Consider the following 12,019-nt stretch of genomic DNA (forward strand, 5'->3'; position numbering starts at 1 on the left):
ATTCGTTTCTTTCGCACAGCAGCAGCCACCTCGTAACTGTCATCACCCCAAGCCGCCCGAGAAGGACATGAGGAAAGCCAAAGTTCTGATCGACCGCGACTTCACCATTGGTTACACCGACCCTCGTCTTTTTGGTGCTTTCATCGAACATCTGGGCCGATGCGTCTACGGCGGCATCTACGAGCCCAACCATCGGACCGCAGACAAGAGGGGTTTTCGGAAGGACGTGCTGGCGCTGGTGAAGGAGCTCGGCCCGACCCTCGTTCGATATCCTGGCGGCAATTTTGTCTCCGGATACAACTGGGAGGACGGCGTTGGGCCACTGGAGACGAGGCCGGCGCGCCTCGACTTGGCCTGGTTCAGCACCGAGCCGAACAGCTTCGGCACCAATGAATTCATGGACTGGTGCAGGGCCGCCGATGTCGCGCCGATGATGGCTGTCAATCTGGGGACACGCGGCGGCGATGCCGCTCGCAATCTGGTCGAATACTGCAACCATCCCGGAGGAACTGCGTGGTCGGAGCTCCGCCGCAAACACGGCTGGCAGACGCCTCATGGGATCAAGCTGTGGTGCCTCGGCAATGAGATGGACGGGCCCTGGCAGATAGAGCAAAAGAGCGCCGCCGCTTACGGGGTAGTTGCAAGAGAGGCGGCCAAGATGATGCGGCGGGTGGACCCTACCATCGAGCTTGCGGTATGCGGTTCATCGTCGCGCAAGATGCCTAGTTTTGGCCAATGGGAAGAAACGGTCCTGGAACACACCTTCGATTACGTCGACTACATTTCAATCCATACTTATCTGGAGAACTACAGTCAGGACACCGCATCGTTTCTCGCGAGCACCGACCTGATGGACAGCTTCATCGATGAGGTCGTCGTCCTAGCTGATGCGGTTGCGGCCAAGCGGCGCTCCAAAAAGCGTCTTATGCTGAGCTTCGACGAATGGAACATCTGGTATCGAACGAGCAACGAGGTTGCCCCGGTAGACCGCTGGCCAGTGGCACCCCCCATTCTTGAGGAACTCTATACGATGGAGGACGCGCTCGCCTTCGGCGGCGCCTGCATTTCCCTGCTGAATCACGCCGATCGGGTGAGAGTTGCCTGTCTGGCGCAACTCGTGAACGTCATCGCGCCGATCATGACCAAGACAGGCGGAGGTGCGTGGCGCCAAACCATCTTCTTTCCTTTTGCGCATATGAGCCGCTTTGGCCGCGGCAGGATTTTGCGCGCGCAAGTCGAGTCGGAGGCCTACTATGCGTCGTACAACAATCCTGACGGTAGACCGGCCGACACCCTTCCAGCGCCCGACGTACCGTATCTCAAGATAGCGGCAGTCGCCGAGCAAGGCGGCGGCTTGTCGCTCTTTCTGCTCAATCGTGATCTGAAGCAGGAGATGGAGGTGAGCGTCGAGGCTAGAAGCTTCGGTCCCCTGACAGTTCACGAGCGGCTCGAGCTCCGGCACGATGATCTGATGGCGGCAAATACCGAAAATACGCCGGACAAAGTCAAGCCGGCGCCCTTGCAAAGCGTGGCCTTTGACCGCGGGAGGTTGCGGGCGAGACTCAAGCCGGCGTCATGGAATGTGATCTACCTGGCGGCAGACTGAGAAGATGAAGGATCCGCGAAGGCAGCGCCAAAGGATCAATTACCATCGCGGTTTAGGTTCTTGCTTGAGCATGATTTCCGCGAAAGCTATTAGGCCGAGAGCGTGAGCACATCGCAAAAGCTGTGACCGCTGCCGGTCGTACCAGGGCCGATGATCGCAGCCAACGGCATGGTGATGGGTCACATAGCCCCCTGCCGCGATCAGCGCGTCCGCCGCCGCCGCACCCGGCCCAGCCTTGCCTGCATGGGGTACGGCCAAATTTCAGGCCGCCGTATTCCGCGCCTGCACCACGTCATACCGTGATCGTCGCTCGCCTGCCCGAAGCAATCGGTCCGTTCGAGAGCGGCTCGTCCCACCGCGTCAGCGAGGTCGCAGCGTTATGCTAAGTCCACGCCACTCTCGTTGACACCGCTCTGGCCGTCCATGACCTGATCCTGCCTCCATTCTCCGTCGAAAAGCGCGAGCGCTATTGGGCTAAAAGCCGGCTGTTCGGGGCAATATTCGGGCTGACGTCGAGCGAGTTGCCGACGCATTGGGACTCGTTCGCGGCCTACAACGCGGCGATGATGCAATCGGATACATTGTCCGTCGGCACCGCCGCGCGCGAGGTGGCCCAAGATCTTCGCCGGTTCACGACCATGTTGCGGCCGCCGCGGCTGGTATCAAACCCTGAGTGCCGGACTACCGCCGGACCGATTACGCACCGGCTTCGGGTTTGCGCTCGACGAACGCGAGAGAGAGGCCGCAGAGCGTGCAGTTGCCCAAATACTACGCATCTATCCCAAAATGCCGACCGGCTTCGCTACGTCGGCCCCTACTAGGAAGCTCAAAGCGCGACTGCAGTGAACGCCGCAACTGAGCTGGACAACCGGGTGCCTGAAGAGTGCCTGGAGAGCACAACCCCAGTTGGATGACCGCCGGAACAGGTAAAGCTGTCCCGGACAGCCGCGGACGTTGCCGACCGCCTGCCGCGCCTCGCCGGCGGTCTTTGCCCGCAAATTTCATTGCCAGGTTACGCGTGACGTCGGGGTAGATGTCGCCGCTCATGACGTCGTAGAGAGGCACCATCGTGATTGTGCCTCCCGCCCGGAGGAGAAGTTTGCGTCAAGCCGACGGACGCAGCCTGCGAGCTCTTTACGGCGATCTTGTCGCAGGACACCCGTATCGCAATTGGGCGTACGCCACGATGAAAAATCCGAGAGGCTCCCGCACAGCGCAAGGAGTGGGGAGATCAACTCTGCTGTTGCAATATGCTCAGGGCGCCAAGGTTGCTAGGTGCAATTGGTCATCATCGTCGTAAGCTAATCAGTGACGTTCGTCCGGAGCGAGCGGACTCCCCGGATGTTGTAGGAGTTGGCAGACCCGTCATAGTCGCAAAGATGCGTTGGATACGTCCCCCTCCTCATCCCTGCCGTTCGTTTGCCAGGAAGCCTGACGAGATCAGGCGGATGCCAAATCTAGACTTGGCGACCCCAGAAGGACAATCGGCCTGCTGCGAGCAACCGCCGTCCCGGGCGGCAGCTGTGCCACTTAGACTTCGCACCGGGGCGGCCCCATCCGGTCTTGCCGCAAACAATCAAACTTCCGGTTCTGATCAGCAAAGTCATCGGCAATCCCCATTGCCACCGTCCAATGTGGCCGGAGGCAAACGAAGCCGAACGACCGCAAGAAGCGCGAGCCGAAGGCTTGGTATTCCAAAGCGCTGGGCCCATAGTCGCACGCGACTTTGCTGGCGCAAATATTGCCCACCATCAACTTTGCGCGCGGCTGAGTTCAAATCCATCACGTATAATGCGATGCAGGAGACAGTTTGAATTGGTTGCGAAAATTCATTGAGCAAGGCCCGTCTGACGAAGGGCCAGGCCGAAGCGCGTCCACTTTCGAGCCATCCGCCTTGCCATCTCCCGGCGCAGGCATGACGTGGCACCCCATCGCGGATTTCAGCGCTGCAGAGGAGATCCTGCTGGACCCGAACCTTAAGAAGGTCTTCAAGGCGGTTCTTGACAACGGATCCGCAGTGGTGTCCGCGAGCAAGGACTAGCTGAACTGCACAAATGACGATCATGGGGCCTTGCACAAGGAGCCGGCCCAGCGATCGAAACGCCGGTGTCGGTTCACTTTCGAAATGCGTTCCTGCCTTGACCATTGTCCGACATCACCGTTTGAAGTCCCGAGTGCCCGTCGCGAGAGATCAAGGTCGGCGACCGTGAACACGATGCGAGCGATTGCTTGCAGTCTTGAGCGACAAGCGCGTATGTCCGCGCTATGCCGAACAACCACGGAGTGGCGGTGAACATGATTTAAGTGCCATATGTCACGTATCGGCTCGCTATCCTGGCGATCGGTGCATGACGGATGTCTCCCCAGGAGGCTCTCTTAGGGACGAAACACCAAGCGACAACCCTGAGTGAGTCTTGAGGAGAATGGGAGGTCACTGAAACGAGCGTGCGCCTCCGATAGGTCATATCGACAAGACGCATCTTGACGGGAGACCCATGCGGCGGCCGCAATAGATCCCAGTCCCGGACAACGTGCTTATACTTGCATCCACACTATACCAATGTGTAACCGAGCTAACCCCGGGGATGAATTGGCACGAAGCGCGGCCGGGATCATTGTGGACCTTATGGCTATGCAAACTCAGGTTTACGCCCAATTCGGGGAGGCGCAGGAACGCACAGCTGAAGGCCGTGCAGCTGCACTATACTCCGGTTTAATCGCTGACCTCAGTCAGCTGAATTTCGCAGACGCGGACGACCGCCGAGCATTCCCTCCCACCCTACACAGCATATTGGCAAGGCATGGACTGTTCGGGCTCACCACACCAGGAGAGCACGGCGGGTTAGCTCTTCCGTTGCAAGAGGCCATCGACCTCATCTCCGCCACTGCATCCTTTGATGTCTCCGCTGCCTCTACCCTCGTCATCCATAACTTCCTGGCCTTGCCCTGCATCGAAGCGGCACCGCACATCCCCGAACAAAAGCATATCATTTGGGGTGCAACACGCGGCGATCTCTGCGCTTTCGCTTTGACGGAGCCTGGAGCTGGCTCTGCCCCGAGGCATATAGAGGCTTCGGCTCTCATGCACGAAGATAAAGTTCGTATCTCTGGCCGCAAGATCTGGATCGGCCTCGCTGACTGGGCCCGCTGGATCGTTTGCTTTGCGCGCGCGTCTGGTCTCGATGCGAAAGGTCGGCTCGTTGGTGTACTCGTTGACAGGCAGGCTCCAGGCCTAAAGGTCACGCACGAGCATCGCACACTCGGTCTACGTGGCATTATTCAGAATACTCTGGAGTTCCAGGATGTCGAGGTGCCGCGTGCTTACGTGCTCTCTCGCGATCAAGACGGCTGGGGCGCGGCGACATCTAGTATGAACCGCGGCCGTATCGGTGTGGCCGCTATGGGTCTTGGAGCGCTTGAGCGCGCTATCCAGGTCGCAGCTTCTTATGCGAGCCATCGTCGACTCGGTAAACTGCGCATGATCGAGAACAGCTATATCGAGCAGTTATTTGGGCAGATGGTGCTGCGGCGGGAAGTAGTGAAGGCGATGCTGGCAGCATCCTGCCGACTTGTTTCAGCGCAGGGCGCGCCCAACGTCCACCTTGCGTCGGCAACGAAGGTTTTGTCCTCGGAGTGGTGCGGCCTTGTCGCTGATCAATGCGTCCAGCTGTTAGGTGGCCGTGGTTACGATGAGGGAACGCCTTTAGCCAAAATCTATCGAGACGCTCGCATCCTTCGCATCTTCGAAGGTCCGACTGAGGCGCTCCTATCACATCTCGGCCGCTGCCTCCTCTCTAGAGCCACGCGGGACGAGATAGCCGATCTCTTTCGGTCTGTTGGTGCGGCATCAGTCCATGCTGCTGTACTTGAGGAACTCTCTGCGCTCAGTGAGACCGACGGTGCCGTGCTGATCTATGCGGGTTGGCTCACCACACTGGGACTGGCACAGGCTGTCATGTCTGCTGGTTGCTTCTCTGCCTCAGATTGCGCCGCAGCAGCGGCTGACCTGGTCAGTTCCGAATTAGCAATTCTCCGTACTCGCGCGCCGGCACGGCAATCTTTCGAAGGCCGCAATCGGGCCAGCCGGACTCTGACCACCTTCCTTCAAGACGCGGCCTGTTCCATTCGTTCACCTGTCCTCACAGACGATTACCTCAAACTGGTGCAGTATGTCTGACATCTAGCTATGGGTGCCGGACGTCTTTCCACGTGGTGGGGCCGCGCGCGACGACGCAGCTGCGCAAAGCCGAGGCGTCCCTGAACACTGCCACCTCTGAATCCGGCAGGCTCTGCTATGAGGCCCTAACCCAAGCTCGCTTCCGGGCAGCGCCGGCCGCAGCAAAGGCTTGCGCGTTCAGGAGGAGCACCGCCTCCTCGACCGGCTGTGGCTCGACAACGGTCGGCCGCATCCATGAACTTGAGCACGTTCTGTCCCTTGTCCGTGATGGCCAGCCACCGTTTCGGGGGCTTCCATGTTCGATACTAAACCACCGTGCTTTTGCGCCCGGGCGACTGCGCGATAGGGATGCGGCTTCCGACCTTTCTCGTAATGCGCCCGAGAAACGTCATGTACCGCCCAAGGACGCGGTGCCGCCCCACGCACACAAAAGCCCAAGCCCTTCGTTTTTGGTACTGTTCCGCTCCGTTGGGATGACGGCGCCCAAGCGCATGCTGCAACGAGATCCGCCATGACCTAGCTAGTGCCATGGGGCATCTGTTATTTTGGGCATGAGCGGCCAAGCCAGGCACCCATCAGCCATGTGTAAGCGGCCTGATGGTTCGCTGCTCGCATGTTCGAGTCGTGCAAGATCAACGACGTCGATCCCCTCGCCTATCTCACGAACGTCCGACAGGATCGTCAACGGGCATCCAAACCGCGACATGGACCAGCTACTGCCCTGGGCCTACCGAGGTCAAACCTTCAGAGCCGTGGTCTGAGAGCGGCGCTTACGTTCTACCTTAATGTGTGATCGGTCTTTACCGGCACGCCAACGGCAACTTGGTCGGTCCAAGCACGGCGGATGCACTAGCTAGCGGCGGCGGTAATCGACACTGGTAGTGATCGGGGGCTTCAGGCCTGACAACCGCATCGGGCGATCCGCTGGCCAGATGGGTGGTTTCCAGACAGAGGGCACCGACCCACACCGGCCACTTTTCGTTTTGTGAATCGCGTCGGGTTCGTCAGCTTTCGGAAAGCTAGTCCGCGTACAACGCCGTTGAAGTTAGCGGCGCGTGGTAGGGACAGCGCTTGCCCTGTGTATGCGTGGGGCTTTTGGGGCGCCGAGTCACGTTTCTGCTAACTTCACTCAGTAGTGCGGGCGTGGCAGGGACAGCGTCTGATCCATCCCAGCCGGACCAGCGCCGAGTCGCGCCCGCGCTGCTTCCGTGTGAGATTGGAATCATATCCAAGCCACCGGGCGACGGTCTTCCAGATCAAGCTTAATAGCCAGCTTGCGCCGCTCCGCCGAGAATGGGCACGGGCCGTAAATCAGAATGTCACCTCGCATTATTCGGGAAGAAAATTGGCAAATGACCATGTAGTCGGTGCAAGCTGGACCAATTCCAAAGAGTAATGCGTCAAGCTGGGGACATCGCTGCCGGTTAGGGCGAGCCCACCTTCAATGCTGCGCCCCACCTGCGGCTTGGCGAACTCCTCCCGGAGTCGTTTGGTCACGGCTCCCATCAGCCAGTCACGACGTTTGTAGGGTTCGATCAACAGTCGTTAGCAAATCGCGCGTATTCGACATAGGTGCAAGCATCCGGAAATCTCATAGTGCGCGACGCCACCGCACTAACGCCTGGCAGCCGACCCCACGTATCTCCGACGCGGTTCGAGCCCGATCGCGGGTAATCTGCATAGCTTAGAAATCGATCGAGTTGCTGGCGCAGCAAGATCTAGCCGCCCCTGAAGTCGGGCGGGCGATCGACTACTGCGGTCCGCCGATCGACTTGTTCCTCGCCGGCTTGCCAATGATTTGAAAAGAGGCCGCGTCTCGACGGACCGGCCGATCCCCAAAACAGAGGGAGGTAACCGTTGCCCCTGAACCTCTGGTTCGGTCCGCCGCACAGTCTGGTGTCGGTGAGAGCCGTTCCACCAGCTCCATCAGCCCAAGGAGGATCAGCCCCTCAGTCGGTCCTGGAGTGCCCGCCGATCGGCGACGAGATTGTCGAGGTCCAGCGGCTCGTGCTCTGGCCGCTCTCCTTGCGCTAATCGACCAACCAGCGCCCGCGTGCCGTCAACGACAAAGACGCCGCAATCATAACCGTTCTCCTGCTGGGCGATGCGGGCTGGCTCCAGGTGAAGGTCAAGCTTTTCCGCGAGCGCTTTTGCAATGCCCCAGTTCATGGTCTCGATGGAGTCGTAGTGATAGGCGACCGGCTTTTCCCGATCGCGGCGATCAATGAACAGCAGCGACCAATGCGTGCCGCGGCGATCCGGACTGGCATCATTCAGCGGCAGGAACACGAAGTCGGCTGTATCCTCTCCATTCCGATTAGAAACGATGCGGTCGAATGAGCCTCGCGCGACGCTCACGGAGCCCCAGCGCTGCCTATAAAGGGCTTCGAGGGGATCCACGAACCGCGTCCGGGCGGCGAGATCCGGATTGGCCCGCTGCAACTCCTGCGCCAGGAGCTCGTAATCCCTCTCGATATGCTCGTCGCCCAGCCATGCCATGGCATCGAGCTCAAGTCCTCTGCGGCCGGCGAGCGAGGCTGCCCCGATCTGAGCATCGAACGGTGCGCGCGGGAGCATCAACGGATAGTCAGCCTCATCGCTCAACTCCTGCGGATTGGACGGCAAATCAACCAGAGAGGCAAGACCGCCGTAGATGTCTGACGGATCCATCGCGGCTGCCGCTGGCACAGCTTGACTACCAATTCGGGTGTGACGGATGAGCTGAACGTCATTGCGCCCGTCCGGTCCCAACAGCGATCTGCCGTACTCACCGCGAGGGAGCATCATCTCCGAGGCGGGGTGGTTGCCGTGGGAAAAGCCCTCGGGAAGGGCCGATGAAGCATCAAAAGTCTCGCCGAGCGCTGGCGAGGTTTCCTCAGCCCTGTCGGACGCCGCCGCGACTTGCTCCATCCTCCGTGCACGCAGCTCTGGCAACGCCCCATCCCCCAGCTGCGCGCTGGAATGCGGAGCGTTTTCCGGCCGATAATTAAGACGAATGGCAGCGCCTGGCTGATTGAGTGGGATGCTCTGCCTCATCACTCCCGCGGGCACCAACAACGCCGTGTAACGGTCATCGTTGATCACGAAGCTGGTCGGTCGGTTGTCCTGGCTCGGCAGGACGCCGCTCCCGTCAAGCGCAACGATCAGCTTGTCCGGCGCGCTCTGGTCGCCGTGCCGCCAGTTCAAGGGAGGAACGGCCTCTCCGAAATCCGGCGCCTGGTGATGGAGCGCTGTTGGCTTGAGAGACGGCGGCGGGCCGGCGTCTTGCATGAGCACACGAGCCGCGAGAGGGGCCTGGATCAGCACGCCACCGCCTGCCTTGCCATCGCTCAGCTGCCGCTCAATGTCGACGCCTTGCGGATTGTTAAAAGTCCTCTGCCTCTTCGCTGGCCTCAAGTCCGCTGTAGCATGCCCGCCGTTGATGAGGAGCTCCTCGCCTGGCAGGCGGCTGGTCCTGACACGTGCGTCCGTCAGCTCGTCCGTGCCCTGGTGGTTCTGCTCCTCGTTGACAGCTGGGACTGGCGGGGCGGCAGCCTGTCGGTCCTGTCGAGAGCCGCTCCTGATAGAGGCGCGCTCCCCGCGAGCTGGCCCGTCGACAGGCCCGTGGTCGTCTCGAACAGCCGGAGCACTGCGTTCGCGATACTTACGAAGCGCCTCCAAGGCGGGAACCAATTCCCTCTTCGGGAATACGGTGGCAGCGAGCTCGATCAACGAGTCGTGAGCAAGGCCTTCAAACGTTTTGCCCTCAGACTTGAGGTGATTTACCAATTTGCGAAGATACCCAATATATTGCCTCACGGTACTCGATCGCAGTTTCCGCCGCGCCTGAACCGCGGCGTCGATGAGGTCCAGATCATCCTGAGACAGATGAGGATGAAACGGGTCTGGCCGGACCACGATGCCGGAAGCCGGAATTGCGGCGTTGGCTCGGCCCACCTCGCCCAAGTGCCCCTGAAATTGCTCTTGCCCGGCATGTCCCGTTTGATGCTCTTGCAATTGGAAAGACGGCGGCGAATCAACCCCTAATGCAAGACCGCCGTAGATATCTGAGGATGCCCTCGGCACCGTAGGCGCAGCTTCACCAAACAAGGCGGGCTGGGGGTGATGAATGAGTTGAACGTCTTTGGATCCCCCCGGTCCCAACACGGCCGTGTAACGTTCGCCGCCAATTTCGTAGCTCATCATCGGATATTCCGCATTAGGCAAGAAGTCCCACTCACCTAACTTGGACAGCATCAAGTCGGGTGCGGGCTGGGTGCAATGGTAAAAGTCCTTGGGAACGGCGAACGATACATCAAAGATATCGCCGATAGCGGGAGAGCGCAGATGGATGAGCTGAACATCGTTGAGCCCTCCCGGTCCTAACACGGCCGCATAGCATTCACCCCGAATGTCGTAGGTCTTAACCCGCTGTGCTGCATCAGGCAATAGGCCCCAGCGGCCCAGCTTGGAGCGCATCATATCCGGCGCGGGCTGGGTGCCGTGAGAGAAGTCCTCGGGAACAGCCAAAGAAGCATCGAAGCTCTCACTGGTTGCAGGGAGCGTCTGTTGAAGCGCTACCGAAGCCGCATCGCGCTGGTCGATCATCCTGTGAAAGTAGTCTTCAGGGCCGGAATACCGCGGCCGCGAGGCGGGCGGCCAGCTTGCGGGATCCAAAAGCTCGTCCTGGCGGACAGTTTCCGGCGGCTGCGCGGCACCCGCTATTTCTGGCCAAAGCTCCGACGCATCGAGACCATCAGCAGACTTGGAGCCGTCCCAATTCACGCCATCGAGGAGCTCGTCCTGGGCGAAACTCTGCACGAGCGAGGGAGAGACTGAACGCTTATGTTGCCAGAGCACTGGTGCATCGAGATCCGGAGCTGGAGACTCGGCGCTCGGCTCCGCTGCGTCGAAAAGCACGTTCTGGGCGACACTTTGTATCGGAGAATGAGCGGCTGAACTCGGTCCCTGCCAAAGCTGCAGAGTATTGAAACCGTCAGCCCGCAACGAGCAGCCGCGATCCGCAGCGTCTCCCAAGCGCTGCTCATCGACAAGCCGCATGGGCGAAGGGGCAGCCGGCTGAATGGCCTGCCGCGAGCTGCCTCCTTCTGCGCCCAAATTGCTGTGACCGATGATCGCACGATATTCGCGAAGACCGTTCAAGGCGGAGATGAGCCCCCTGTCATTCTGAAACAAAGTGTCGGCGTGACCGAGCAGGGTATCATCACCGAGCTTGGCCATAGACAACGGTCGGAGCGCTGCCGCCAGCTTCCGCAGACAGCTCGCATAGGTCTCGGCGGTTTTCGCGCTGATCCCTCGACCAAAACCTGCCTCACTTGCCTCCCTGATGAGACGTTCATCTTCTATGGAAGGACGATAAGGACGATGATGTGTTGTGGCGGGCCGAGCGATGGCATAAGACTTGCGGTACCGCCTGACCATTAACAATGCTGGGGCAATGATCTTGTCGTTTGGAAACAGCTGCTTGGCGCAACCGAGCAACGTATCGCCATCGAGGCCAGCGATTGATTTGCCAGACTGCTTCAGCGCAGCAGCCAATTGGCGAAGTTGACGATCATAAACGCTCACGGTGGTTGGATTGGGCGGTGGCCTTCGCTCGAGGGCGTCGGCCAACGCAGCCTGGATGAGGCGATCGTCTTCCTCACTGACGTCGTGAAGCTCTCTATGGGAATATACGGGACCGACCGATCGCGCGTCTCCCAGGTGCTGCTCAAACTGCGCTCGCTGCTGCTGCGATTGCTCCGCGGGAGTATCAGACACAGCGGAATCATTGCCGGCTCGGTTGATATTGTTGAGTCGCTCCATGTTCGTCCGCTGGCCTCGCTGATCTGGTTCCCTAGCTACGAGCGTTAGCTTTCCAAAAGCTGACGTTGATAGAATGAATTGGACGGCAAGGGTCTTCTTCCAAGACGCTCAATCGCGAATCGTGCCAAACGAAAAATCGTGACTGTCAAAGTACCGACGACCGACTGTCGTGGTTTTGTCTATATTCGGATCGCTACGGCCTAGCCTGCTGCTCAGCGGCCGCAAGCGCTCTAGTCCCCGACCTTGAGGAGTACGGGAGTGTGTTTCGGCATGGAGTAAGGGCTCGCAGCCTGATCAAGGAGTATGGATTATTGTTCCCTCGCGCAATCGGCCTGCAGTTCCGCCACTAGGTCCACGAGCTCTTGGGCGATGATCATCAGCTTCTGAGCGTGATAGCGCCGCTCTTGTCGATCCGCGAGAACGTCAGTAAA

The 12,019-nt window shown here is 59.8% G+C and carries 5 protein-coding genes and 1 pseudogene; 4 read left to right on the top strand and 2 right to left on the bottom strand.

The annotated features are described in order from the left end of the window. Positions 1-67: 67 nt before the first annotated feature. Positions 68-1,606 (top strand): alpha-N-arabinofuranosidase, encoded by a 1,539-nt coding sequence (locus EI171_RS39220; RefSeq protein WP_161536446.1) that lies wholly within the window; start codon positions 68-70, stop codon positions 1,604-1,606. A 39-nt stretch (positions 1,607-1,645) separates the two neighbouring features. Here EI171_RS39220 and EI171_RS46910 read toward each other — a convergent pair whose 3' ends face one another. Continuing rightward, positions 1,646-1,864 (bottom strand): FAD-linked oxidase C-terminal domain-containing protein, encoded by a 219-nt coding sequence (locus EI171_RS46910; RefSeq protein ID WP_161536447.1) that lies wholly within the window; start codon positions 1,862-1,864, stop codon positions 1,646-1,648. A 176-nt stretch (positions 1,865-2,040) separates the two neighbouring features. Here EI171_RS46910 and EI171_RS46915 point away from each other — a divergent pair, with 176 nt between their 5' ends. From EI171_RS46915 to EI171_RS46920, 3 genes and pseudogenes are all read left to right on the top strand, one after another. Further along, the gene (locus EI171_RS46915; protein ID WP_371740558.1) at positions 2,041-2,427 is read left to right on the top strand and encodes an oxygenase MpaB family protein; all 387 of its coding nucleotides are present in this window, start codon (positions 2,041-2,043) and stop codon (positions 2,425-2,427) included. A 1,811-nt stretch (positions 2,428-4,238) separates the two neighbouring features. Then, positions 4,239-5,783, top strand: a complete 1,545-nt coding sequence (locus tag EI171_RS39235) for an acyl-CoA dehydrogenase family protein (protein ID WP_161536448.1) — start codon at positions 4,239-4,241, stop codon at positions 5,781-5,783. 607 nt (positions 5,784-6,390) lie between these two features. Further along, positions 6,391-6,544: pseudogene (locus EI171_RS46920) on the top strand (transposase domain-containing protein); the annotation flags it as partial. Between the two features lie 1,180 nt (positions 6,545-7,724). Here the strand turns inward: EI171_RS46920 and EI171_RS46150 are convergent. Next, on the bottom strand, positions 7,725-11,588 hold the full coding sequence (locus tag EI171_RS46150; RefSeq protein ID WP_246740378.1) for a Ulp1 family isopeptidase: 3,864 nt from the start codon (positions 11,586-11,588) through the stop codon (positions 7,725-7,727). Positions 11,589-12,019: the final 431 nt, after the last annotated feature.

It is taken from the genome of Bradyrhizobium sp. LCT2 (assembly GCF_009931255.1).
Classification (GTDB): domain Bacteria; phylum Pseudomonadota; class Alphaproteobacteria; order Rhizobiales; family Xanthobacteraceae; genus Bradyrhizobium; species Bradyrhizobium diazoefficiens.

Coding starts and splice junctions, on each gene's coding strand:
- EI171_RS39220 (WP_161536446.1), top strand. CDS start 68: ATGAGGAAAGCCAAAGTTCTGATCGACCGCGACTTCACCATTGGTTAC.
- EI171_RS39235 (WP_161536448.1), top strand. CDS start 4,239: ATGCAAACTCAGGTTTACGCCCAATTCGGGGAGGCGCAGGAACGCACA.
- EI171_RS46150 (WP_246740378.1), bottom strand. CDS start 11,588: ATGGAGCGACTCAACAATATCAACCGAGCCGGCAATGATTCCGCTGTG.